Here is a 26,136-nt window from a genome sequence, read left to right as displayed (position 1 = left end):
GCGCGTTCACTTTCCGGACACGGCTCTCCGAGGTAATTGCTCGAGTTGTACAGCCAACTTCCCCGACTGGGAGAACCTCGTGACACTGCACCGCGCCCGCGCGTCGACTCTCGCCTGCTCCGCGATCGTGGCCGTTCTCGGGCTCAGCGCCTGCGGCTCCACCAGCACGGCTCAGGCCGGCGGCGACGACAAGGCCGCGACCGCGACCTCGGCCCAGGACCTCGGCGGCATGGACGCCCTTGTCGCCGCGGCCAAGAAGGAGGCCAAGTTGAACGCGATCGCCCTACCGCGCGACTGGGCCAACTACGGCGAGATCATCGACGCCTTCGAGAAGAAGTACGGGATCAAGGTCGAGGTGGAGAACCCCGACGGCTCCAGCCAGGACGAGATCAACGCCGTCACCTCCCGCAAGGGCCAGGACCGGTCCCCGGACGTCATCGACGTGGGCGGCGCCTTCGCCGTCAGCGCGGCCGAGCAGAACCTGCTGGCGCCGTACCGGGTCGCCGCGTTCGACCAGATCCCGCAGGCGCAGAAGGACGCCGATGCCCGCTGGTACAACGACTTCGGCGGCTACGTCTCGATCGGATGCGACGCGGCCCGCGTCAAGAAGTGCCCGCAGACCTTCGCCGAGCTGCTCGACCCGCAGTACAAGGGGCAGGTCGGGCTGACCGGCAACCCGACGAAGTCCGCTTCGGCCTTCGGCGCCGTCTACGCGGCGGCCCTCGCGAGTAAGGGCTCCTTCGATGACATCACGCCCGGCCTGGAGTTCTTCGCCCGGCTGAAGAAGGCCGGCAACTTCAACCCCGTCGAGTCGAGCCCCGCGACCATCCAGAAGGGCGAGACGCCGATCAGCATCACCTGGGACTACCTCAACGCGGGGTACGCCGACGAGCTCCGCGCCAAGGGCGTCGACTGGAAGGTCAGCGTCCCGGCCGACGGCGTGTACGCCGAGTACTACTCCCAGGCGATCGTGAAGTGGGCGCCGCACCCGGCCGCGGCCCGCCTGTGGCAGGAGTTCCTGTACAGCCCCGAAGGCCAGAACCTCTGGCTCAAGGGCTACGCCCGCCCGGTGCTGATGCCCGCGATGAGCGAGGCGGGAACCCTCGACGCGACCTCCGCCGCCAAGCTCCCGCAGGCGCCCGGCGACGGCACGGCCGCCTTCCCCACGCAGGCTCAGATCAGCCTGGCCAAGCAGGCCGTCGTCCAGGGCTGGTCCCAGGCTGTCGCCGGATGAACGTCCCGCGTCCGGAACGGTGGCTCGGGGTCGCGCCGCTGCTGCTGTTCGCCGTGGTCGTGTTCGGGCTGCCCGCGGCGATGATGGTGTTCGGCGCGTTCACGACGCCGGCGACGGCACCGGGCGGGGTGCGCCTCACCGCGGCCAACCTGACCGCGTCCCTGCACGGGCCCTACCTGACCGCGCTGATCGGCAGCGTCAAGCTCTCCGCCGTCTCCGCGCTGATCGCGTGCGCCGCCGGCCTCCCGCTCGCCCAGGTGATCGTGACCTCGCGATTCCGCGCCCTGCGCGAGGCTGCCCTGGCGGGGGCGGGTGTCCTCGCGAACGTCGCCGGTGTGCCGCTCGCGTTCGCGTTCGTGGCGACGCTCGGCAACGCCGGCGTGCTGACCCGGCACCTCGACCTGCTCCGCCACGGCTGGAGCCTGTACGGCTTCTGGGGGCTGACCCTGGTCTACCAGTACTTTCTGATCCCCCTCATGGTGCTCACCCTCACCCCCGCGCTGGAGGGGCTGCGGCGGCAGTGGCGGGAGGCCGCCCACAACAACGGCGCGAACGCCTTCCGGTACTGGGTGCACGTCGCGCTGCCGATCCTCGCGCCGTCGCTGCTCGGCGGCTACGTCCTGCTCTTCGGCACCGCGTTCAGCGCGTACGCGACCGCCGCCGCCATGGTCGGCAGCTCGGTGCCGCTGGTCACGATGCAGATCGCGGACGCGCTGTCGGGCAACGTCCTCGTCGGCGACGGCAACATCGCGCTCGCGCTCAGCGTCGACATGGTGCTGGTCGCCGGGCTCGTCATGGCCGTCCACCTGCCCCTCCAGCGCAGGAGCGCGCGATGGCTCGGCTGAGCGGGGCCCGATACGGCCGCGCCGCCGTGTGGCTGGCGGCCGGCGCGTACTTCCTCGTCCCGCTCGCCTGCGCCGTCGCCTTCAGCGTCGAGGACCCGCGCAAGGGTGTCGACTTCGAGGCGTACACCGGCATGTTCGGAGCCGACGGCTTCACCGGCAGCCTGGTTCTGACCGTCAAAGTGGGCGCCGCCACGGTCGCCCTCGTCCTGGTCCTGCTTCTGCCCGCGCTGATCACGGTACGGCTGACGGCGCCGCGCCTGCGCACGCTCGTCGAGCTGGTGTGCTTGCTGCCGCTGGTCGTGCCGGCGATGGCCCTGGTCGCCGGGATCAGCGCGGTGCTGCGCTGGGGACCGGACCATTTCGCCGGCACCCCGCTCTTCGACGCGTTCGTCGGGCTGCAGAACCCGGACTTCCCCGGCGTCCTGGTGCTCGCGTACACGCTGATGGCGCTGCCGCTGGCGTACCGCACGCTGGACGCCGGGCTGGCCGCCATCGACCTGCGCGTGCTCGTCGAGGCCGCGCGGGCCTGCCGGGCGTCCTGGCCGCGCACCCTCGTCCACGTGGTGCTGCCCAACCTTCGCGGCGCCCTGCTCAACACCGCGTTCCTTACCCTCGCGCTCGTGTTCGGCGAGTACACGGTCGCGGCGATCCTCGGTTACCAGCCGTTCGCCGTGTGGATCGTCGTCATCAGCGGCTCGCAGGCGCAGATGTCGGTGGCCGCGTCGATGATCGGCCTGCTCGTCACCTGGGTGCTGCTGCTGGTGCTCGCCGCCACCGGACGCGCTCGCCGCACTAAGGAGACCTCGTGACCCACCCATTGATCGATCGTGAGACCCGCACCCCGGCGCGTACGGGCTCAACCGTCGAGTTCCGCGGGCTGCACCGCGCATTCGGGTCCACGACCGCGCTGGACGGCCTGGATTTGGCGATCGGCCCCGGCGAACTCGTGGCTCTGCTCGGCCCGTCCGGCTGCGGCAAGACCACCGCCCTGCGCATCGTCGCCGGGTTCGAACGACCCGACAGGGGCGAGGTGCTCGTGGACGGCGCGGACGTCACGCGTGTCCCCGCGCACCGCCGCGACACGGGCATGGTGTTCCAGTCGTACAGTCTCTTCCCGCACCTGACCGCCGTCGACAACGTCGCGTTCGGGCTGCGGATGAGCGGTGTCGGCGGGGCCGCGCGACGCGCCCGCGCCGCCGGACTCCTGGAGCTGGTGGGGCTGCCGGAACACGCCGCCCGCTTCCCGCACCAGCTGTCCGGCGGCCAGCAGCAGCGCGTCGCGCTGGCCCGGGCGCTGGCGCTGCGGCCACGCGTCCTGCTGCTCGACGAGCCGCTGTCGGCGCTCGACGCGCAGGTACGGCTGACGCTACGCGAGGAGATCCGCCGCCTCCAGCAGGAACTCGGCATCACGACCCTGTTCGTGACGCACGACCAGGAGGAGGCGCTCTCCATAGCCGACCGGGTCGCGGTGATGCGCGCGGGCAGGCTGGAGCAGTGCGCGCCTCCGGCGGAGCTGTACGCGCGGCCCGCGACGGCGTTCGTCGCCGAGTTCGTGGGCGTGATGAGCCGCATCCCGGGACGGGCGGGGCCGGACGGCGGCACCGTGTCCGTCCTCGGCCGCACCCTGCCGGTCGACGGGACACTGCCGGGCGACGGCGAGGCGGCAGGCGAGGCCGGCGAGGTGGACGTGCTGGTACGGCCCGAAGCGGTCGAGGTCCTGGCGGACGGGGACGGCACGTCCCGGATCGTGAGTGCGACGTTCCTGGGGGCGACGACGAGGCTGACCGTGCGGCTGGCCGGCGGCTCCGACGTGCTGGCCGATGTGCCGGCCCACACCGCGGCCGCGCTCCCGGTCGGCGTGACGGCGACGGTGAGGCTGCCGGACCGGCCGGTGCTGGTGGCCCGGCGACGCGGCGGGAACAGCGGGGGTCGGCCGTGAGACGTCGCCTCCCCGCCGCCGTCCTGTTCGACATGGACGGCACCCTGGTCGACACCGAGCGGCTGTGGTGGGCCGCGGTGGAGCAGGTGGCCGCCGGGATGGGGCGGCCGCTGACCGAAGCCGACATGCCGGATGTGGTGGGACGTCCCGCAGCGCACACCGCCGCCCACCTCCACCGCACCGGCGCTCGCCTCCACCGCACCGGCGGCCCATCGGCCGGCGACCCCGGCGCGCTCGCCGCCGAACTCGACACCGCGTTCGCCGCCCGGGTCACCCGCGAGGTGGTCCCGTGCCCGGGCGTGCCGCGCCTGCTGGACGAGCTGGCGGCGGCCGGCGTGCCCATGGCGATCGTCTCCGCGTCCCCGCGCCTCGTCGTCGACGTCGTGCGCGACGTGCTGGGAGCGAACAGGTTCGCGCTGACCGTCGCCGCCGAGGACACCGTCCGTTCGAAGCCCGCGCCCGACCCGTACCTCGCCGCGTCCGCCGCCCTCGGCGTCGACCCGCGGGCGTGCGTGGCCGTCGAGGACAGCCCGACGGGCATCGCCTCGGCCGAGGCCGCCGGGTGCGCGGTACTGGCGGTGACCTCCACGGTGCGGATCCGGCCCGCTGCCAGGAGGACGGTTCTGGACTCCCTGGAACCGGTGGACCTCGCCCTGCTCGCCTCCCTCACAGCACCAGCGGAAAGGAAGTGACCCCTTGGACGACATCCGGCACGTCGTCATCCTGATGCAGGAGAACCGCAGCTTCGACCACTACTTCGGCACCCTGAACGGCGTGCGCGGCTTCGGCGACCGTCAGGCGCTGACCTTCCCGGACGGCGACAGCGTCTTCCGCCAGCCCGCCCCGTCCAGGGCCGACGGCTTCCTGCTGCCGTTCCGCATGGACACCACGAGGTTCGACGCGCAGAACGCCGAGGGCCTGCCGCACGACTGGGACTCCGGCCACCAGGCGATCAACAACGGCGCGATGAACCGCTGGACGACCGCCAAGGGCGAGCTCTCCATGGGCTACCTCACCCGCGAGGACATCCCGTACCAGTACGCGCTGGCCGACGCCTTCACGCTGTGCGACGCGTACTTCTGCTCGCTGGCGGGGCCGACCAGCCCGAACCGCCTCTACCTGTGGACGGGGACGGCAGGCCCCGGCCGCGACGGCACGACCGGCCCGTGGACCGACAACACCCCGATGCCCGACAACCCGGTCTGCGACTGGACCACGTACGCCGAGCGCCTGTCCGCGGCGGGCGTCACCTGGCGCGTCTACCACACTCCCGGGCAGGACGAGCGGCACGGCAACTACGACGACAACGCCCTGGAGTACTTCAGCCGGTTCCACACCTTCCCGAAGGACGACCCACGCCACATCGACGCCATGACGCGGTGGGACCTCGCGGCGTTCGACGCACACTGCGAGGACGGCACGCTGCCGACGGTGTCCTGGCTGGTCGCGCCGTACCTGTTCTGCGAGCACCCGGACGCCAGCCCCGCCTACGGCGCTCACTGGGTGAACACGGCACTCCAGTCGCTGTTCGCCAACCCCGACGTCTGGCGGCACACCGTGTTCCTCGTCATGTACGACGAGAACGACGGATTCTTCGACCACGTGGTGCCGCCGTTCCCTGCTCCGGGGACCCCCGAGGAGTTCGTGGACGGGCAGCCGATCGGGCTCGGCAACCGCGTGCCGCTCTGGGTCCTCTCGCCGTGGTCGCGCGGCGGCTGGATCAACTCGCAGGTCTTCGACCACACCTCCGTCCAGCGCTTCCTGGAGCTCGTCACCGGCGTGCGCGAGCCCAACATCTCGCCGTGGCGCCGCGCCGTGTGCGGGGACCTCACCAGCTGCTTCGACTTCGCCCGGCCCGACTTCTCGATCCCCTCGCTGCCGGACACGCGCGTGCTGATGGCGGAGGCGGACGCGGCCGCGGCGCTGCCGCCGGTGGAGATCCCGGCCACCGGCCGGCAGACCATGCCGGTGCAGGAGGCGGGCGGCGCTCGCCCGCACCGTCCGCTGCCCTACCGCCCCTGGGCCGACGCCACGGCGGAGCGCGGGAGCGGCGTGGTCACCTGCACGCTCGCCAACGACGGCCCGGTGGCCTTCCATTTCACGGTGTTCCCCAACATCGCGCTGCCGTTCGCGGGCACGCCGTTCACCGTGGCCGCGCACAGCACCGCCACCTACACCTGGGACGCGGCGCGCACCGGCGGGCGCTACGACTTCACCGTCCACGGCGCCGACGGCTTCCTCTGCCGCTTCGCGGGGACGGTGCCGGAAGCCGGCCGGGACGACGCCCCGCTCCCCCGGGTGTCGGCGGCTCCGTGCGACGACGACCCGGGGACCGCATCGGTGGAGTTCCTCCTGGGCAACGACGGCGGCGAGGCCACGTGCTTCACACTCACCCCGAACGACTTCGGTGGAGGGGTACGCACCCGGATCGTCGGCCCGCACGAGGAGGCGGTCCTGACGTGGCCCACCGACGGCGGCAGATACGACGTGACCGTCACCGTCGACGGGGCCACCGCCTTCGCCCGGCGGTACGCGGGCACGATGCACCCGCTGCCTCCCGATGAGGGGAACGTTCCGCCGACGCTCTCACAGTGATCCGGTCACCGCGCGCGTCGACCCCCGCTCCGCTGTCAGCGGCACAGCCAGGCCGGCGCACAAGTCCGGCAGGCAACCGCCGGCCAAGCAGATTGCAAGCCGCCTCCAAGGGAGCTTTTTCACACTATTGGCCAATTGGGGGCCTCTGAATGACTTCCGGTCATCAGTCGCAATCTTGACGGGGGAAAGAGGACGAATTGTCCGTTTATGTGACACGCGTCGAGCCGGGTACGACGGGGCGGCAGGGTGGACCGAACCCGACCGAGCGGCAAGACGGACACGGGGGCGATGGGCTGAGGTTAGAGGCACCAGGTCGCGTCCACGAAGCGATAGAGGTCCAGAGCCGGCGGACCCCGGACCGCATCGCCGTCGTGGCGGGCACCAGCCGGCTCAGCTACGCCGAGTTGGACCGCAGAGCCGACGACATCGCCCGCACCCTGGCCGAACGGGGCATCGGGCGCGGCCAACTGGTCGGCGTCTGCCTGGATCGCGACGAGTGGCTGATTCCCGCGCTCGCGGGGGTGTGGAAGGCGGGAGCGGCCTATGTGCCGCTGGACCCTGCCTACCCGGCCGAGCGGTTACGGTTCATGGCCGAGGATTCCGCCGTGGCCGCTGTGATCACCTCGGCCGCGCTGCGCCGGACCGCCATCCTGACCGGTGCCGAGGCCATCCTCGTCGACGACGTGGTGCCGGGCGACGGGGCGCCCCATGTGGCCGGAGATCCGAGCGATGCGGCGTATGTCATCTACACCTCCGGCTCCACCGGAACGCCCAAGGGCGTCGTGGTGGAGCACCGCAACACCCTGAACCTGGTGCGCTGGGAGGCGTCGGCGTACACCGCCGAGGAACTGGGCGGCATGCTGGCCGGCTCCTCGATCTGTTTCGACGCGTCGATCACCCAACTCTTCGTGCCGCTGGTCGCCGGTGGAACGGTGATCCTGGCCGACAACCTGCTCGCGCTGCCGAGCCTGCCGGCCAGGGAGGAGGTGACCACGGTCTACGGGGTCCCCTCCGCGCTGTCGGTGTTGCTGCGCGAGCCACTGCCGAGCGGGGTGCGCGCGGTGTTCTCCGGCGGCGAGCCACTGACCGGTGCCCTGGTACGGCGGATCTACGCCAACCCCGGAGTGCGTCGGGTGCTGAATCTGTACGGCCCGACCGAGTGCACCACCGCCTGCGCCGCCATCGAGGTGGGCCGGGACTACGAGGATGAGCCGCCCTTGGGTGAACCGATGGCCGGTGCATTGCTGTCGGTGCGCGATGAGGGCGGAAACCCCGTCCCGGACGGAGAGCTCGGCGAGTTGTGGATCGGCGGACCGGGGGTGACCCGCGGCTACCTGGGGCGTGAGTCGCCCGCCTTCCGCACCGAGCCGGACGGCAGCCGCGTCTACCGCAGCGGAGATCTGGTCCGCCGAGTGGACGGCGAGCTGCGCTTCGCCGGCCGGGCCGATGACCAGGTCAAGATCCGCGGCTACCGGGTGGAGCTGGGCGAGGTGGAGGCCGCCCTGGCCCGCCATCCCGAGGTACGCCGGGCCATCGTGCTGGCCGCGACCGACGACGACGGGATCGCCTATCTGGTCGGCCACGTGGCGGCGTCCGGAGTGAGCGAGCCGGAGCTGCGGGACTGGCTGCGCGCCCGGCTGCCCGATCACCTGGTGCCGACCCGGATCGGCGTGGTCGAGGAGCTTGCGCTCGCCCCCACCGGCAAGGTGGACCGGGCGGCTCTACCCGAGCTCGGCGCCTCCAGGTCAGCCGGTGCGGCACCGGTCGCGCCCCGCACCGACGACGAACGCCTGGTGGCCGAGGTGATCGCCGACGTGCTGGGCCTGCCGCAGGTCGGCGTACACGATCGATTCACCGACCTGGGCGGGCACTCTCTGTCCGCCGCCAGGGTGGTCATCGAGCTATCCCGTCGGCTGGGGCACAGCGTGCCCCTTGCGGCATTCCTGTCCGCCCCCACCGCGGCCGGCCTGGCCACCCGGATACGCCAGGCCGGACCGGGGCTGACGCGGCATGACGGGCGGACCCGGTATCCGCTCACCGAAATGCAGCGCCAGTTCTGGACCCTGAGGCAGCTCCACCCGCACAGCCCGGTCACCACGCTGGGGATCCGGCTGCGCGTGCGCGACCTCCCCGAGGCCGCGCTGCTGAGGACGGCCCTGGATGCGGTCGTACGTCGGCACGAGGTGCTGCGCAGCACGGTCGCCGTCGACGAGGACGGCGTGCCGTACGCCGTGGTGCACCCGCCGACCACCGTTCCCCTGGTCGAGCACGCCGTGGGAGAGGACCCGGACAAGGTGGCCAGGACCGCGGCGGCACACGTGTTCGACATGACGAGTGAGGTGCCGCTGCTGCGGGCCGACCTGTGCTGGCTGGGCGATACCGAGGCCGAGCTGGTGGTCGTGGTGGACCACATCGCCTTCGACGGCGGATCGGTCGGGGTACTGATGGGCGAGCTGGCCGCCGAGCTGGGCGGCGAGCCGGTCCCCGGGCCGGTGGTCCAGGTCGGCGATGTGGCCGTGCAGCAGCTGGAACAGCCGGATCTGGTGCGGCTGCGGGAGTACTGGCAGGCCGAGCTGGCCGGCGCGCCGGTGGCGGACCCGCCACCCGCGGACCTGACGGCGGGCAGGGCCATCCGGCCGCTGTCCGAGGAATTCGTGACTGGCGTGACCGCCCTGGCCCAGGACTGCGGTGCCACCCCGTTCGCGGTGTACCTGGCCGGTCTGGCCCTGGCCGGCGGTGAGCCCGACACGCTGGTCGGGGCAGTCGCGGCACGGCGGGCCCGCCCGGAGCTGACCGAGGCCATCGGCCCGCTGGTGGACACCGTGCCGGTGCGGCTGCGGCCGGTCGGCGCGCTGACCTTCCGGGACCTGGTCCGGCAGGCCGCCGACGCGACCACGCGGGCACTCGTCCACCAGGAGATCCCGTCCGCCGACCTGCCCCGCGCCCCGGTGCTGCTGGCCGTACAACACGCCGAGGTGCCGGTGCGCATGGGCGACCTGGAGCTGCTCACCGAACTGGGTTCGGGCGCCGCGGTCCACGAGCGCAGCGTGCTCGTCAACCGGACCGTGGCCGGCACCGAGCTGCAACTGGAGTACGCCTACGCCCATCTCGATCCGGCACAGGCCGAGGCGTACCTGGACAGGCTGACGTGGCTGCTGCGGTGTGCGCTGGCTGACCCGGACCGGCCGCTGTCGGCGTTCGAGCTGGTCACCCCGGGCGAGCGTGCCCTCCTGCTGGCCGCCGCGGCCGGGCCGGAGCCGCGGGAGGTTCCGGAGACGGTGCCGCAGGCGCTGGCGGTCCACACCGACGGGACCGCCGTGGTCGGTCCGGACGGGACCTCGCTCAGCTACGCCGAACTGAACGACTGGGCCGACCGGGTGGCGGCGGCGCTGCTGGAACACGGGGTCGCGCGGGGTGAGGTGGTCGGGGTCTGCCTGCCGCGCGACCACCTGATGCCGGCGGTCCTGCTGGCGGTGTGGCGGGCCGGCGCGGCGTATCTACCGTTGGATCCGGAGCACCCGGCCGAGCGACTGCGCTGGCTGGCCGAGGACGCCGGGGCGCGGGTGGTGCTCACCCGCGGCGGTGTGGCCGTTCCTGGACTGCCCACCCTGGACCTGGACCGCCTGGCGATGGTCCACGACGGACAGGGGGAGCTGCCCGCGGTCCGGGCCGGGGATCTGGCGTATGTGCTCTACACCTCCGGCTCCACGGGGACGCCCAAGGGGGTGGAGGTCTCCCACGGCAACCTGGCCGCACTCGTGGCCGGGATGGCTGCCGCGCTGAAGCTGGGGCCGCGGGATGTCCAGCCGGCCGTGGCTCCTTTGACCTTTGACGCCTCCGCGTCCGAGCTGTGGAGCGTTCTGGCCCGTGGCGGCGCCTGCGTGGTGGTGGACCGGGCCACGGCCGTGGACGGGCACGCGCTGACCGAGCTGATCGTGACGAGTAAGGCCACGGTGGTCGACCTGGTGCCCACCACGTACCGGATGCTGCTGGCCGCCGGCTGGGCCGGCGACCCGGCGCTGCGGGCCGTCGTCGGCGGGGAGGTCCTGGATCCGGCGCTGGCCGAGCAGATCCTGCCCCGGGTCGGCGAGCTGTGGAACGCCTACGGCCCCACCGAGGCCACTGTCACCTCGACCCTGCACCGGGTCCGCGCGTACGAGGCGGGCCGGGTGCCGATCGGGCTGCCGATGCCGGGGGAACGAGCCTACGTGGTCGACTCCGAGCTGCGGCTGGTGCCGCCGGGCGCGGTGGGCGAGCTGCTCTTGGGCGGCACCGGTATCGCCCGGGGCTACCGGGGCCGACCCGACCTGACCGCGACCGCGTTCGTCGACGACCCGTTCGTTCCCGGTGGCCGGTGTTACCGGACCGGGGACCTGGTGCGGTGGCGGCCGGACGGGACGCTCGAGTTCCACGGCCGCAGGGACCACCAGGTCAAGGTACGCGGATACCGGATCGAGCTGGGCGAAATCGAGACAGTGCTGCACGAGGTGGCCGACGGGGCGGTGACCGTGGTCGGCTCGGGCGCCCAGGCGCACCTGGTCGGCTACGTCGCGCCGGAGACGACCGACCTGGCCGCGGTCGAGCGGCACGTCCGGTCGCGGCTGCCCGCCCACATGGTGCCCCGGCGGTGGATCGCACTGCCGGCTCTTCCCTCCCTGCCCAGCGGCAAGGTGGATCGAGAAGCCCTGCCCGAGCCGGTCGACGACCCGAACGCCGAACGGGTGGCGCCCCGCACCGACCCGGAACGCCTGGTCGCCACCATCTGGACCGCCGTGCTGGAGCGTTCCACCATCTGGGCTGACGACGACTTCTTCGCCCTGGGTGGGCATTCCTTCGCCGCGACCCGCATGGTCGGCCGGCTCCGGGAGACGTTGGGGCTGGCCGTTCCGGTGTGGCTGCTGTTCGAGCGACCGGTACTCGCCGACTTCGCCGCCGGGCTGGAAGAACTGTTGGTCGCCGAACTGATGGACGGGAGCGACGCATGACCGAGGTTCGTCAGGACCGGATCGCCGAGTTGGTCCGGTCCCGGTTCGCCGCTGCCCATGCCGCGGCCCAAACCCCCGGCACCACACGTATTCCGGCACTCTCCCTTGTGGACATGCCGTTGTCCGCGGCCCAGGAACGGCTGTGGTTCCTGGCCCAGTTGGAGCCGGACACCCCCGCTTACAACGTGCCGCTCGCACTGCGGCTGAGCGGGCCGGTGGACGTCGCCGCCCTCGCCGCCGCGGTGCGCGAGCTGGCCGACCGGCACTGGATTCTGCGCGGCGTCATCGACGGAGCGAGGGTACGCCAGAACGACGGCGTGCCCGTCTCCGTGGTGGATGTGGACCCCGCGGCCCTGGAGCGGGAGCTGGCCGACCATGCCTGGCGCCCGTTCCGGTTGGATGCCGAGCCGCCCATGCGGGCCACGGTGTTCCGCCTCGGCGAGAACGAGTGCGTACTCGCGCTGACCCTGCACCACATCGCCACCGACGCCTGGTCGGAACGGCTGCTGTTTCATGACCTCTCGGCCCTGTACGCCGCCCGGCTCGGCCTGGCGCCCCAGCCGGAACCCCCGGCCCTGCAGTACGCCGACGTAGCCGCTTGGGAGGCCGAGCAGCCCGAGGTCGACCTGGACTGGTGGACGCGGCACCTGGCCGGCCTGCCACCGGTGCTGGACCTGCCCACCGCCCGCCCCCGCCCGGCCGTCCCCACCTGGCAGGGGGCCGCGATCGAGGTCGAGGTACCCGAGTCCCTGTCCGCCAAGGTGCGCGCGGTGGCGGGCTCCACGCCGTTCATGGTGTTCCTGGCCGGCCTGCAGGCGCTGCTGTCCCGCCTGTCCGGCAACGACGACATCGCCGTCGGGGTACCGCACGCCGGCCGGCATCACCCGGACACCGAGCGGGTGGTGGGCTGTTTCATCAACACCTTGGTGGTACGCACCGACACCTCTGGCGACCCCACCGGCGCCGAACTGCTGGCCAGGGCCCGTACGGCCGCGCTGGACGCGTTCGCCCACGCCCGTACGCCGTTCGAGCGGATCGTGGAGCGGCTGCGACCGGAGCGGAACCTGTCCGTCACCCCGCTGTTCCAGGTGATGCTGAACGTGTACGACGCCGGCGCGCCGGTGAGCCTGCCCGGGGTGGACGTCCGGGCCGAACCGTTGCCGTCGCCGACGGCCAAGTTCGACCTGAACCTGACGCTCGGCGACGACGGGAGCCGGTTCGTCGGCGAACTTCGCTACCGGACCGACCTGTTCGAGGAGGCCACGGCACGGCAACTGGTGCACTGGTATCTGGCGCTGCTGGAGGGGATGCTCGCCGATCCGGGCGCGCCGGTCCGGCTGCCCGCCGGCCCCGATCTGCGCGGCCCGGCCAGGGACCTGCCGACGGACGTGCCGTTGCACGCGCTGGTCGAGCGGGCGGCCGATGACAATCCCGACGCGACCGCGGTCGCTTCGCTCAGCTATGCGGAGCTGGACCGGCGGGCCAACCAGGTGGCGCACTGGCTGTTGGCCCGCGGGGTGCGGCCGCAGGAGCCGGTCGGGGTGCTGCTGGAGCGGCGGCCGGAGCTGGTGATCGCCCTGCTGGGGGTGCTCAAGGCCGGTGCGGCCTACCTGCCGCTGGACCCCGTCTACCCGGCGCGGCGGACCGAGGCCATCCTGGCCGACGCCGACGTTCGGATCGTTCTCACCGAGTCCGAGATCGCCGCCACCGTGGGGGAATCCGGGCATCGCCCGGACGTGGCCGTGCCGTCCGATCACCTGGCGTACGTGATCTACACCTCCGGCTCCACCGGGGCGCCCAAGGGGGTCGCGGTCGAACACCGGCAGATCACCCACTACCTGGGCGCGGTGGCCGAACGGATCCCCGCCGGGATGGCCTCCTTCGCCCTGGTGTCCACGGCCGCGGCCGACCTGGGTCTGACCAACGTGCTGTGCGCGCTGACATCGGGCGCCACCCTGCACCTGATCGACCAGGAGACGGCCACCGACCCGGTCGCGTACGCCGCCTATCTGGCCGCGCATCCGGTGGACGCGGTCAAGATGGTGCCGAGCCAGCTGGAACTGCTGGGCGTGAGCGCTCTGCCCCGGAAACTGCTGATCCTGGCCGGTGAGGCCGTGCCATCGGATCTGGTGGAGCGGATCCGGGCGGCGCGGCCTGACCTGGCGGTGCAGATCCACTACGGGCCCACCGAAACCACCGTGTCGGTGCTGGCCTGCGATGTGACCGAGGTGGCACCCGGTGTGGTGCCGCTGGGTCGGCCGCTGTCCAACGTGCGCTGTCGGATCGTGGACCCCTCCGGGAGGTCGCTGCCGCCCGGCGTGCCGGGAGAGCTGTGGATCGGCGGGCCCAGCCTGGCCCGCGGCTACCTGGGCCGACCCGACATGACCGGGCAGCGGTTCGTGGGCGGCTGGTACCACACCGGGGATCGGGCGCGGGTGACCCCGGCCGGGCTGGTGGAGTTCCTGGGCCGGATCGACGACCAGGTGAAGGTACGCGGGTTCCGGGTGGAACTCGGTGAGGTCACCGCGGCGCTGCGGGCCCTTCCGCAGGTGGCGGAGGCCTTCGTGCAGCCGGTAGACGCCGGGGCGCGGCGCCGCCTCGCCGCCTGGGTGACACCTTCCACCGTGGACACGGCGCAGGTACGGGCCGCGCTGCGGGAGCGGCTGCCCGACTACATGGTGCCGTCCGCGATCGGTGCGCTGGAGGTGTTGCCGCTGACCCCGAACGGCAAGGTGGACCGGGCGGCGCTGCCGGTTCCCGAGGCCGGCCCGGCGGTGCGGGTGCCGCTGGGCACGCCGCAGGAGCGTCTGGTCGGCGAGGTCTGGGCCGAGGTGTTGGACCTGCCGCAGGTGTGGGCGGACGACGACTTCTTCGCCCTGGGCGGGCATTCCTTCGCCGCGACCCGGGCTGTCGGCCGGCTGCGGGAACGGCTGGGCGCGCCGGTTCCGGTGCGGCTGCTGTTCGAGCATCCGGTGCTCGCCGACCTGGCCGCCGCCCTCCCCCGCCCGGGTTCGACGGCCAGGGCACAGCGGGAGCGGACGGACGGGCCGGCCGCGCTGTCCGGGGTGCAGGCCCGGCTGTGGTTCCTGGCACAGCTGGAGCCGGAGAGCACGGCGTACAACGTGCCGCTGGCGCTGCGTCTGCACGGGCCGCTCCAGGTGGAGGCGTTGCTGGGCGCGGTACGCGACCTGGCCGAGCGGCATCACGTGCTGCGCAGCGTGATCGATGACTCCGGCGCCCAGCCGGTTTCGGTGGTGCGGCCGGCCGGAGAGGTACCGGTGTCCACAGTGGACATCGACCGGTCACGGGTCGAGGACGCGGTGGCAGCGCACCTGGCGACACCGTTCGCGCTGGACCGGGAGCCGCCGATGAGGGCGGTGCTGCTCACGGTCGACGGCGAGGAGCACGTGCTCTCGCTCACCTTCCACCACATCGCCACCGACGCCTGGACCCGTGGACTGCTGCTGTCCGAGCTGTCCGCGCTGTACGCGGCCCGGCTCGGCCTGGGCCCGTCGCCGGAGCCGCCCCCGGCCCAGTACGCGGAGGTGGCACCGGTCCCCGACCTGGCCGAGCTGGATTGGTGGGCCGAGCAGTTGCACGGCCTGCCGCCGGTGCTGGATCTGCCCACCGACCGGCCGCGCCCCCCGGTGGCCGAGCCGGGCGGCGCCTCGGTGGACCTGGAGCTGCCCGCTGAGCTGAGCGAGCGGGTCCGGGCGGTGGCCACCGCCTACCGGGCGACGCCGTTCATCGTGCTGCTGGCGGGCCTGCAGGCCTTGCTGGGCCAGCTGTCGGCAGGCACCGACATCGCGATCGGCGTGCCGGTCGCCGGCCGGGACCACCCTGACACCGAGGGCGTGGTGGGCTGCTTCCTCAACACGGTGGTGGTGCGGACCGATGTGGGCGGCGAACCGACCGGCCACGAACTGCTGGCCCGGGTCCGAGAGGCCGCGCTGGGCGCCTTCGCCCACGCGAGTGCGCCGTTCGACCGGGTGGTGGACCGGCTGCGGCCGGAGCGGAACCTGGCCGCGACCCCTCTGTTCCAGGTGATGTTGAACTACTTCGCCGACGCGGGCCGGCCGAAGCTGCCCGGCCTGGAGGTGGCCGAGATCCACCTGCCCGAACAGACGGCGAAGTTCGACCTGAACTGGCACGTGATCGACAATGGGCCCGGCCTGCCGCTGCGCGGCGAGCTCGGCTACCGCACCGACCTGTTCGGGGCGGCCACCGCGGCCCGGCTCACCCGGTGGTACCTGACTCTGCTGGACGGGATGCTGGCCGACCTGGACACCCCTGTTGGCGCGGTGCCGCTGGAGCCCGTGACCGACCCGATCCTGGCCGGTGAGCCGCTGCCATCCACGGCGGGCACTCCGGTGCACCGGCTGATCGAGCGCTGGGTGGACGCCACCCCCGACGCGCCGGCCGTGGTGGGCGCGGATCGCAGCCTGACCTACGCCGAGCTGGAGACGGACGCCAACCGGATCGCCCACTGGCTGCTGGCCGCCGGGGTGGGCGCCGACGAGCCGGTCGGCGTCCTTCTGGAACCGGGGGCCGACCTGGCCTGCGCCCTGTTCGGGATCCAGAAGTCGGGCGGCGGCTACCTGCCCATGGACCCGGCCTATCCGGCCGCGAGGATCGCCACCATGCTCGACGCCGCCGGTGTGCGGGCCGTGATCACCACAGCCGAGTTCGTCGACCGGATCGGTCAGGACCGCCGGGTGCTGACGCTGGACCGGCTCCCGTCCCTGCCGCGGATCCGGCCGGAGGCCGACGTACGGCCCGAACACCTGCATCACGTGATCTTCACCTCCGGATCCACCGGCACGCCCAAGGCCGTCGCCGTCGAGCACCGCGGCGTGACGAGCTACCTGAGCGGCATGCTGCCGCGGATCGACGTGCCCGGCGGGTCGTACGCGGTGGTGTCCACTCCCGCCGCCGACTTCGGGCTCACCTGCGTGTTCGGCGCCCTGACCACCGGAGGGGTGGTTCACCTCGTGCCGCGGGAGACCGCCATGGATCCCGCCGCGTTCGCCGGCTACTTGGGCGCGCATCACGTCGACGTGGTCAAGTGCGTGCCCAGCCACTTGGAGCTGCTGGCATCGGGCGGCGACCTGACCGCGGTGCTGCCGGGCAAGCTGTTGATCCTGGCCGGAGAGGCGTGCCCGTGGGACCTGGTGGAGCGGGCCAGGGCCGCACGGCCGGGACTGCGGATCCAGAGCCACTACGGACATACCGAGTCCACGATGATCTGCCTGGTCTGCGACACCGAGGAGATCCCGGTCGAGCACCGGACCGGGATCGTGCCGCTGGGCCGACCCCTGCCGGGGGTCTACGGGCACCTGGTGGACGCGCACATCCGGCCGGTGCCGGCCGGGGTGCCGGGCGAGCTGGTGGTCGGCGGCCCGGGGGTGACCCGCGGCTACATAGGTTTGCCCGAGCTGACCGCGGAGCGGTTCGTTCCCGATCCGCTGACCGGGCAGGGGCGCTGCTATCGCAGCGGCGACCTGCTGCGGGTCACGGCCGACGGGCAGGTGGAGTTCCGCGGCCGGGTGGACGATCAGGTCAAGGTGCGCGGCTACCGGGTTGAGCTGGGCGAGGTCACCACCGCGTTGCGCGCCCTGCCCCAGATCGCCGATGCCGTGGTACTGCCGGTGGGTGAGGGGAAGGCCAGGCAGCTCGCCGCCTGGGTGACACCGTCCACCGTGGACACATCGGCGGTCCGGTCCGCGCTGCGGGAGCGGCTGCCGGACTACATGGTTCCGGCCCACCTCGTCGTACTCGACCGGCTTCCGCTCAACCCGAACGGGAAGGTGGACCGGGCCGCCCTGCCTGAGCCGCGGCCGGAGGCCGCCGAGTTCGTGCCGCCCGCCACGCCCGGCGAGGAGCTGGTCGCCCGGGCCTGGGCCAAGGTGCTCGACGTGGCCGAGGTCGGGGCGCACGACGACTTCTTCGCCCTGGGCGGGGATTCCTTCGCCGCGGTGCGCGCGGTCAAGGAGATCGGCCGCGGGCTGCGGGTGATCGACCTGTTCACCCGGCCCACCGTCGCCGAGCTGGCCGCGTTCCTGGATCACCGGGACCGCGTTCCTGGTGGGGGCGGGCTGCTCCACCGCCTGGGCGGTGGTCGCACCAGTGAGTTCACCCTGGTGTGCGTGCCGTACGGCGGCGGGTCGGCGGCGGTGTACCAACCGCTGGCGCGGGCCCTGGGCGAGCGGGTGGAGGTGCTCGCCGTGGAGTTGCCCGGCCACGACCCCGCCCGGCCGGACGAGATGCCGCTGCCGCTGGAGGAGCTGGTGGAGGTCTTGGCCGCGGATGTGGCCAAGACCGCGTCCGGCCCCATCGCGATCTACGGTCACTGTGTGGGTTCCGCGCCCGCGGTGGCCCTGGCTCGCAGGCTGGAGGCCGACGGGATCCCCGTTCAGGGCGTGATCGCGGCCGCCAGCTTCCCCACTGCCCAGCTGCCCGGTCTGGCCCGGCGGCTCTTCCGCGGTGACCGCTGGGTCTCCGACCGGATGTTCCGGGACGCGCTGCGGGCCACCGGCGGGCTGCTGGACGACATGGACGAGGCCGCCAAACACGCCGCGGTGCGGGCGATGCGGCATGACGCCGACCAGGCGCGGGAGTGGTTCGGCCGCGAGCTGACCGGTGAGGGACCGCTGCTGCGCGCCCCGATCCTGTGCGTGGTGGGGGAACGGGACCGGGCCACCGAGCTGCACCAGGAGCGGTACGCCGAGTGGGCGGCCTTCACGCCCAGGGCCGAGGTGGCCGTACTGCCCCGCGCCGGCCACTACTTCCTGCGGCACCAGGCCGAGCCACTGGCCGCCCTGGTGATCGAGCACCTGCGGCGCTGGGCATCCGGGCGGCTGCCCGACCCGGTGCGCCGGCCCGATCGGGCCGGCCTGCGCCCCTTCTACGCCGTCGCGGGCGGGCAGTTCGTCTCGGCGGTGGGCACGGCGCTGAGCTCCTTCGCCCTCGGCGTCTGGGCCTATCAGAACAGCGGCCGCATCATGGATCTGGCTCTGGTCGTGTTGCTGTCCCAGATCCCGACCGTGCTGCTCACCCCCTTGGGCGGCGCGCTGGCCGACCGGGTGGACCGGCGCCGGATCATGCTGGCCTGCGACGCGGTCTCCGGGCTGACCATGGCGGCGTTGGTCCTGCTGCTGGCCACCGACCGGTTGGCGTTATGGAACGTGTGTCTCATCGTCGGGGTGACCTCACTGGTCACCGCCTTCCAGCAGCCCGCCTATCTGGCCGCGATCGCGCAGCTGGTGCCCAAGCCCTACCTGCCCCAGGCCAACGCCATGGCCAACCTGGGTTTCGGGGTCGGCAACGTGGTGGCTCCACTCGCCGGTGGCGCGTTGATCGGCGTATTCGGGCTGTCCGCGGTGGTGGCCATCGACGTGGCCTCGTTCGGGGTGGGGGTGGCGACCCTGCTGGCGGTTCGGTTCCCCAACCGGCTGTTCCATCGGCAGGAGGAGACGTTCCGGGCGGCGCTGACCGGTGGCTGGCGGTTCCTCCGCCGGCGTCGGCCGCTGCTGGTGATGGCGGTCTACTTCGCGGTGGTCAACTTCTGCACCGCGCTGATGTGGGTGCTGGTCACCCCGGTCGTGCTGGCCATCGGCTCCCCGACCGCCCTCGGTACGGTGACCGCGGTCGGCGGCCTCGGCGCGGCCGTGGGCACCGGGGTGATCCTGGTGTGGGGCGGGACCCGACGCCGGGCCACCGGCATGATCGGCTTCGTGGTCGGGTCCGGGGTCGGCGTGGTGCTGATGGGTGTGTGGCCGGCGGTGTGGCTGATCGCGGTCGGCCTGTTCGTCCGGCTGGCCTGCATGAGCATCGGCAACGCGCACTGGCTGTCCATCATCCAGGTGAAGGTGGGGCCGGAACTGCAGGGTCGGGTCCTGTCCGTCAATGTCATGCTGGCCACGGCCATGCAGCCGCTGGGCTTCCTGGCCGCGGGTCCACTGGCCGACTGGGCCCAGCCGTACACCTCCGGCCCGGGCCGGGGGGCGGCGGCGGTGCTGCTGGCCAGCGGCGTGTTTCTCTTGCTCTGGGGCCTGCTCGGGCTGCGATACCGACCACTGCACCACTTGGAGGACCTGGTCCCCGACTCCGCACCGCCGCCAGAGGCCGAGGCCGACCTGGACGCCATCCAGGCAAAGGTGCTGACCGGATGAGCCTGGTGACGCCGGCGGACGTGAGCGCCGCCACAGCCCAGATCGCGCCGTTCGTGCGGCGCACACCGCTGCTGCACCTGCCCGGCGAACGGCTCTGGATCAAACCTGAGAACCGGCAACCCACCCGCTCGTTCAAGGTGCGGGGTGCGGTGAACGCCGTGGGACGGCTGGCCGAGAGCGGCGTCGGGCACGTCATCGCCCAGTCCTCCGGCAACCACGCCCAGGCCGTCGCGTACGCCGCCGGCAAGCACGGCCTGCGGGCGACCGTGGTCCTGCCCGACACCGCGCCGGAGCTGAAGGTGGCGGCCGCCCGAAGGCTCGACGCCGAGGTGGTGATCGCACCACCGGCGCTGCGTGAGGACACCTGTCTGGCCCTGGCCGACCGGCTCGCGGCGACGGTGGTCCGCTCCGACGATTTCGACATCATCGCCGGTCACGGCAGCGTCGGGACCGAGATCGGCCGGGATCTGTCCTGCGCCGCCACGATCCTGGTGCCGGTCTGCAACGGTGGCCTGCTGGCCGGGATCGCGGTCGCGGCCAAGGCCGTCGACCCGGCGATCAGGGTGATCGGCGTCGAGCCCGAGCTGGCCGCTGACGGCCTGGCCAGCTTCCGTTCCGGCCGGCGCACCGCCTGGTCGGTGCAGCAGACCTATCGCACCCGGGCGGACGGTCTGCGCGCTCCGGTCCTGGGCGCCCTGGCCTGGGAGCACATCCGCCGGTACGTGGACGACATGGTGACCGTGAGCGAGGACAGCATCGGGGCCGCCGTCGACCTCCTGTGGCAGGAGCTGGAGGAACGCGCCGAGCCCAGCGGTGCGGTGGCGACCGCCGCCTACCTCACCCATCGGGCCACGCTGCCGGCAGGGCCCGTGGTCGCCATCCTCTCCGGCGGCAACGTGGCAGTCCGTCCCGATGCCGACCCCCTTGCCTACGTCAATTCCGATCATGTGTGATTCGTCGATGCCGCGGACGGCCGCCCACACGCCGTGTTCGAGCAGATGGCTGTCGTCCACGACGAGTACGGGCCGTTTCCCGGCGAGAAGGCCGACGTCGTCGGCTAGACCCGATCATCCGTCCGTCACAGCGGTGTCGCGTAGGTACGCGGTGAGCGTGGCGCGGGTTTCGTCGACCAAGGCCTGCGCCTCGGTCACCGCTGTCGCCAGCGACTCCGCCGACTCGCCCAGTGCTCCCAACAGGCCGCGAACACGTCCACCGAAGTCCACCGGCGCACCCGGCAGCGCCTCCGCGACGGCCAGCGCCCCCTTCTCGTTGAGGCACCATCGCCGGTTCGCCGCGAAGAGCGCCTGCACCAGCACGCCGAAGGCCCGTGACAGGCACAACGAGACATAGAGCAGGTCGGCGCGCGCCGCGCCCTTGGCCGCAACACCGACGAGGAACGTCGCCTCCCAGGCCCCCGCCACCAACGCCTCCCTCAGCGGCTCGGGATAGGCCGCGGCCTGGCGCCGCAGACGGGTCAGCTCGCCGGCCGGATCGGCCAGGACCTGGCCGAGGGCCACCTCACCCACATAACAGGGCGACCAGAACCCGAGCGGGTGGCCTGTCTGAACGCCGACCTCATATCGGCCCTCGCGGCAGTCCGCCCAGACCTTCTCCACCCGGTCCAGGTCCCGCAGGATCCAGTCCACCGTCACGCCATCGACCTTCAGCCACGCGCCGCCGTTCACCCACGGTCCCCAGCGGCCGGGCCCGGCAATCTCCACGTCCGGTCCGGCCAGCGCCTGCAAGGCACCCAGATCGATCTCGCCACGGTAGTAGACGCCGAGGTCCCAATCCGATTCCGGCCGGTGCTCTCCGCGCGCCCGGCTGCCACCGAGCATCACCCCCGTCACACCCGACACCTCGACCAGGCGGTGAGCCATGTCCTCAATGATCGTCCGCACTGGGGTGAGTCTGGCAGCCGCCGACATGCCGAGCCAGCCGTTTTCGCGTTCGTTCCTTCAGGGAGCGAAACCGTCGTGGAGCAGAGGCAGGTTCCCAACTCCCCGATGGCTTACCGAGCGGATAGCTCACTACCTCCAGCTGCCACCTGCTGAGATCGATCCCAGGGTCAAGCTCCGCACCTACGGTCTGGAATCGATCCACGCGCTCAGCCTGTGCGTCGACGTCGAAGAGGCCATCGGCCTGCTGGTCGAGCCGACGCTGGCCTGGGACTACCCGACGATCGACGCCATCGCCGACCACCTCACCGAGCTCCTGTCCCAAGGCCGGGCGGTTGCGCCCCCGCCGCGTTGACGGGATGCGTCAGGCAATTTACGTTCGTGAGGCAGATCACATCGCCGGACGAGGGTGACGAGGGCGTCGACCTGGCGTTCGGCCTCGCAGCGAGGTGATTCATGGCCCTCGATGAGGCGACCATCGCTTTCCTCACCCAGATGGCGGAAAGCGGGACCAAACCCCTGCACGAGATGACTCCCGAGGAGGCGCGCGGCCTCACCGCCGCCCTGGGCGAAATGTACGGCCCAGGCCCGGAGATGGCGCGGGTGGACGACGTCGAGGTGACAACCGCGGTTGGGTCGTTCCCGATCCGGGTTCTGACCCCGAACGACGCTCCGCGCGCGGTCATCCCGGCCAACCAGCTCATGATCAGCCGGGACAGCATGGTCTGGTTCTGGGACCACTACGCACCCACGGCGGTGTCGCGGGAGAACCCCGATGCCTCTCCCCTGCGGGCGGCGAACCTCTCCGGGCTTCCGCCGGCGGTGGTGCTCACAGCGGAGCACGACGTACTGCGCGACGAGGGCGAAGCGTACGCGACGCGGTTGCGTGAGGCCGGTGTCCCGGTACGGCACAAGCGGTTCGACGGCCAGATGCACGGCTTCTTCAGCCTGATCGGCCTGCTGCCCGCGAATGCCGCCGGCATCGAGTACGTCGCGAAGGCGATCGAGAAACATCTGGCCGAAACCCCGGCCTGACCGCATGGCGTCCGCGGAAGGAAAACGCGGCTCCGGCTATGTGAATATCGGTCGGTTCGCGTCACATCCTTGGGCGTGGCCGATTCTCCGCACGGCGCGGAGAATCAGCGCGATTATCGGATTATACGCCGTCACATGATGATGATTTCGGCGTCCGAAATCACCTTCGCCACCACCATGCCCATCACCACACTTCGCGCGCGACCTCGCGCGGTTCTTGCCCTACCTGCAGGCCCCGCCATGACGAATAGGGGCTCGCGGAACCGGCCGCCGATCGTCGCTCCGGACAGGCGACCAGCTCGGTTGATCGCCCGGCCATCTGTCGCAGGCACTCTCGGCGACCGGCGTTGGCCAACAATCCGTCGTTTACCACAAAACAGGACGTAATGCATTCACCCGAAATGGGAAGGCACCAGCACATATCTGCCCGTTGAGGGACGCAGCACGGCTGCCCCCTATCGAGCAGAATTTTCCGACTTTCCGCGATGACAGAATTAACAATTCGCCTATATGATCGCCGATCGTGGCTGAAGGTGATCTTTCATGCCCGTCGTTGGCCGACGATCTGTTTTTCGTCATCCACCACAACGTGACGGGCCGGGCGCGGCTCCATCCGCGCCTCGCGAGCCTGGGGCTGGCGGGCGCCGTCATCGGCGAGTTGCTGCTCGCCGAGCGGGTCACTCTCGACCTCGCCCCGGGCCGGGACCGCCTCTACGTGATCACTAAGAACGCCACCGGTGATCCGCTCACCCAGAACGTGCTCGACCACGTCGTCGCCGAACCGCACCACCCGATCGTCACCTGGCTCCACTTCTTCGCCCGCACGATCTACGCCGACGTCACGGCCAGGATGATCACCAAGCAGCTGCTCAACCCCCCGGCGAGGAACCTGCTGAAACAGCAGCCCGCGACCCCCGTGGACGCGAACACGGCCGCCTGGCCGCTCGCCCGCCTCAACCTCGCCATCCAGCGGCGCAAGCCGCCCGTGATCAGGGACTGCGTCCTCTACGGGCTCGTCGTCGCCACCGGCGGAGCCGCGCGGGCGCTGCGCGAGCACGACGCCGCGTTCGCGGCCGCCACGACCGCCCTGCTCCCCGTGCCACTGCAGAGACTCATCGTCCAGACCGAGGTCGTCGTCGGCGAAGCCGTCATCAGCCGTCGGTGACCCACCTTCCCCCCCACCTCACGGAGTTCCGGATGTCCCTGACACAACAACGGCCCAGCGCCGTCTCCAGCGCCCTCGCCAAGGATCGGCTCGGCGTCCCGTCGGTCGTTTTCTTCGTCATCTCCGCGGCGGCGCCGCTGATGGTCGTCGCGGGTTCGGTCCCGACGGCGTACGAGGTGACGGGCGTCATCGGCGTGCCGTTCGCGTTCCTGATGCTGGGCGCGATCTTCGCGCTGTTCGCCGTCGGGTACGTGACGATGGCCCGGCACGTCGTGAACGCGGGCGCGTTCTACGCGTACGCCGCCCAGGGGCTCGGCCGGACGCAGGGGGTGGCGACCGCGTGGGTGGCGCTGCTCGCCTACAACGCGCTGCAACTGGGCCTCTACGGCATCATCGGGTCGGCGACCGAGCCACTGCTCCTCGACTGGTTCGGCGCCTCGCCCCCATGGTGGGTGATCGCGCTGGTGGCGTGGGCGGTGACCGGCCTGCTCGGCCTGCTTCGGGTGGACATCAACGGCAAGATCCTCTCTGTCCTGCTGGTCAGTGAGATCGCCGTCGTCCTGGTCTTCGACATCGGTGACCTGCTCCACCCCGCCGCGAGCGGCGTCAGCTTCGAGGGCTTCAACCCCGGTTCCCTGTTCGTGCCCGGCGTCGGCGCCGCGCTCGCCACCGTCGTCGCGGGGTTCGCCGGAATCGAGTCGTCGGTCGTCTTCGCCGAGGAGAGCAGGGACCGCAACAGGACCGTGCCCCTCGCCACCTACCTGGGCATCGCGATCATCGCGATCCTGTACGCGATCTCCGCCTGGGCGCAGACGGTGCCGACGGGCCCGGACGGCATCGTCAAGGCGGCGTCCGAACAGCAGACCGAGCTGATCTTCAACCAGGCGGCCGCCCACATGGGCTCCGGCGTCTCGACGATCGGCTCCGTGCTGTTCGTGACCAGCAGCATGGCCTGCATGATCGCCTTCCACAACACCACGGCCCGCTACATCTTCGCCCTGGGCCGCGAGAACGTGCTTCCCTCGATGTTCGGCCGTACGTCGGCCCGCACCGCGGCTCCGATCGCCGGATCGGTGCTGCAGACGGCGCTCGGACTGATCGTGATCATCGTCTATGCGATCTTCGGCCTCGATCCGGTCACCAAGCTGTTCTTCACGTTCGGCACCTTCGGCGGCCTCGGGCTACTGACCCTGCTCGCCATCACCTCCATCTCGGTCATCGTGTTCTTCGCGCGGAACCCCTCGGGGGAGACGGTGTGGCGGACGCGTGTCGCCCCGGGCCTGGCGACCCTGGCGCTGTGCGTGATCATCGGCATGACGCTGATGAACTTCGACACGGCGCTCGGGGTCGCGCCCGACTCAGTCATCCGCTGGATCCTGCCCGGCATCTTCGTCGTCGCGATCATCCTGGGCGGCGTGTGGGCCCGTGTGCTGAAGGCGACCAGGCCCGAGGTGTACGCCAACATCGGCTTGGGCGCGCAGGCCGTCAGCGGAGGTTCCAAGTGACGGCCGAGATCACCCGGATGACGGACGCGGCCGTGGCCGGCGAGATCGTCGCCGACAGGTTCAGCCGCGACGCGATCACCCGTTGGCTCATCCCGCCGGAGCGGGACCGGTTGCCGATCCAGCGGCGGTTCTTCGCCATGCACACCGCGCACGCGCTCGACCACGGCGACATCTACGGGATCCACGAGTCGGGTGAGCTCGCCGGGGTCGCGGTCTGGTTCACCGCGCCGTTCCCCGAGATCCCCGACCAGGAGGAGGCGATCGCCTCCTTCGCCGGGGAACACGCCGAACGCTACGGCATCCTCGGCCAGCTGATGGACAAGCTCCACCCGCAGGAGCCGCACCACTACCTGGCGTTCATCGCCCTGCGGGACGGCCGGACCGGCCGTGGTCTCGGCAGCCTGCTGCTGGAGGAGCACCACCGGCGGCTCGACGCCCAGGGGATGCCGGCCTACCTGGAGGCCGGCAGCGAGGCGAGCCGCCGCCTTTACCTCCGGCACGGGTACGTGGACATGCCGGAGCTGCTCCGGCTGCCCGACGGCCCGGTTATGTATCCGATGTGGCGCGCGCCGATCTCCCGCGTCGGCCGACTGGCGAACCGCCATGTTGAGGAGAACGGTCGAGACACCCCCGAGTGATTGCCCGGGGAAGCAGGTGGAGGCCCGGCAGAGGGGGCCTCCACCTGCTCGCAAGTGCCGGTCGGCACCCGGCCGCCGGCTCTCGCGGCTTCTCACACTGGCTTCGCGCGAGCGCCGGTCACGCAT

At 71.8% G+C, this 26,136-nt stretch carries 15 protein-coding genes; 14 read left to right on the top strand and 1 reads right to left on the bottom strand.

What is annotated here, in order from left to right; genetic code table 11:
• Positions 1-79: 79 nt before the first annotated feature.
• The 9 genes from QSK17_RS15655 (at position 80) to QSK17_RS15615 (ending at position 20,722) form a co-directional block, all read left to right on the top strand.
• A complete protein-coding gene (locus QSK17_RS15655) occupies positions 80-1,234 on the top strand; it encodes an ABC transporter substrate-binding protein (protein ID WP_285705471.1) in 1,155 nt (384 codons plus the stop codon).
• On the top strand, positions 1,231-2,079 hold the full coding sequence (locus tag QSK17_RS15650) for an ABC transporter permease (protein ID WP_285705470.1): 849 nt from the start codon (positions 1,231-1,233) through the stop codon (positions 2,077-2,079). The genes QSK17_RS15655 and QSK17_RS15650 overlap by 4 nt, the downstream gene beginning before the upstream one ends.
• Entirely contained in the window at positions 2,067-2,888 is an 822-nt protein-coding gene (locus tag QSK17_RS15645) for an ABC transporter permease (RefSeq protein ID WP_285705469.1), read from the top strand. The genes QSK17_RS15650 and QSK17_RS15645 overlap by 13 nt, the downstream gene beginning before the upstream one ends.
• Complete coding sequence (locus QSK17_RS15640) at positions 2,885-4,018, top strand: ABC transporter ATP-binding protein (protein ID WP_285705468.1); 1,134 nt, start codon at positions 2,885-2,887, stop codon at positions 4,016-4,018. Before QSK17_RS15645 ends, QSK17_RS15640 begins: the two co-directional genes overlap by 4 nt.
• Complete coding sequence (locus QSK17_RS15635; protein WP_285705467.1) at positions 4,015-4,710, top strand: HAD family hydrolase; 696 nt, start codon at positions 4,015-4,017, stop codon at positions 4,708-4,710. Before QSK17_RS15640 ends, QSK17_RS15635 begins: the two co-directional genes overlap by 4 nt.
• A gap of 4 nt (positions 4,711-4,714) precedes the next feature.
• Entirely contained in the window at positions 4,715-6,613 is a 1,899-nt protein-coding gene (locus tag QSK17_RS15630; protein WP_285705466.1) for a phosphocholine-specific phospholipase C, read from the top strand.
• 209 nt (positions 6,614-6,822) lie between these two features.
• Positions 6,823-11,598, top strand: coding sequence for a non-ribosomal peptide synthetase (locus tag QSK17_RS15625; protein WP_285705465.1), 4,776 nt, complete (start codon positions 6,823-6,825; stop codon positions 11,596-11,598).
• Positions 11,595-19,769: a non-ribosomal peptide synthetase/MFS transporter gene (locus tag QSK17_RS15620; protein ID WP_285705464.1), complete on the top strand. Its 8,175-nt coding sequence runs from the start codon at positions 11,595-11,597 to the stop codon at positions 19,767-19,769. The genes QSK17_RS15625 and QSK17_RS15620 overlap by 4 nt, the downstream gene beginning before the upstream one ends.
• Positions 19,766-20,722, top strand: coding sequence for a threonine ammonia-lyase (locus tag QSK17_RS15615; RefSeq protein WP_285705463.1), 957 nt, complete (start codon positions 19,766-19,768; stop codon positions 20,720-20,722). Before QSK17_RS15620 ends, QSK17_RS15615 begins: the two co-directional genes overlap by 4 nt.
• 114 nt (positions 20,723-20,836) lie before the next feature.
• On the opposite strand, the gene QSK17_RS15610 is transcribed toward QSK17_RS15615, so the two are convergent.
• Positions 20,837-21,670: a DUF4037 domain-containing protein gene (locus QSK17_RS15610; RefSeq protein ID WP_285705461.1), complete on the bottom strand. Its 834-nt coding sequence runs from the start codon at positions 21,668-21,670 to the stop codon at positions 20,837-20,839.
• 4 nt (positions 21,671-21,674) lie between these two features.
• Here QSK17_RS15610 and QSK17_RS15605 point away from each other — a divergent pair, with 4 nt between their 5' ends.
• From QSK17_RS15605 to QSK17_RS15585, 5 genes are all read left to right on the top strand, one after another.
• Positions 21,675-22,022, top strand: a complete 348-nt coding sequence (locus tag QSK17_RS15605; protein WP_285705460.1) for an acyl carrier protein — start codon at positions 21,675-21,677, stop codon at positions 22,020-22,022.
• 101 nt (positions 22,023-22,123) lie between these two features.
• Positions 22,124-22,702, top strand: a complete 579-nt coding sequence (locus QSK17_RS15600; protein ID WP_285705458.1) for an alpha/beta hydrolase fold domain-containing protein — start codon at positions 22,124-22,126, stop codon at positions 22,700-22,702.
• 523 nt (positions 22,703-23,225) lie between these two features.
• A complete protein-coding gene (locus QSK17_RS15595) occupies positions 23,226-23,867 on the top strand; it encodes a GOLPH3/VPS74 family protein (protein ID WP_285705457.1) in 642 nt (213 codons plus the stop codon).
• Positions 23,868-23,899: 32 nt separating this feature from the next.
• On the top strand, positions 23,900-25,372 hold the full coding sequence (locus tag QSK17_RS15590; RefSeq protein ID WP_285705456.1) for an APC family permease: 1,473 nt from the start codon (positions 23,900-23,902) through the stop codon (positions 25,370-25,372).
• Positions 25,369-26,010 (top strand): GNAT family N-acetyltransferase, encoded by a 642-nt coding sequence (locus tag QSK17_RS15585; protein ID WP_285705455.1) that lies wholly within the window; start codon positions 25,369-25,371, stop codon positions 26,008-26,010. Before QSK17_RS15590 ends, QSK17_RS15585 begins: the two co-directional genes overlap by 4 nt.
• Positions 26,011-26,136: the final 126 nt, after the last annotated feature.

The organism is Microtetraspora sp. NBRC 16547 (assembly GCF_030268965.1).
GTDB lineage: Bacteria > Actinomycetota > Actinomycetes > Streptosporangiales > Streptosporangiaceae > Microtetraspora.
This window is presented reverse-complemented; position numbering and strand designations above follow the sequence as displayed.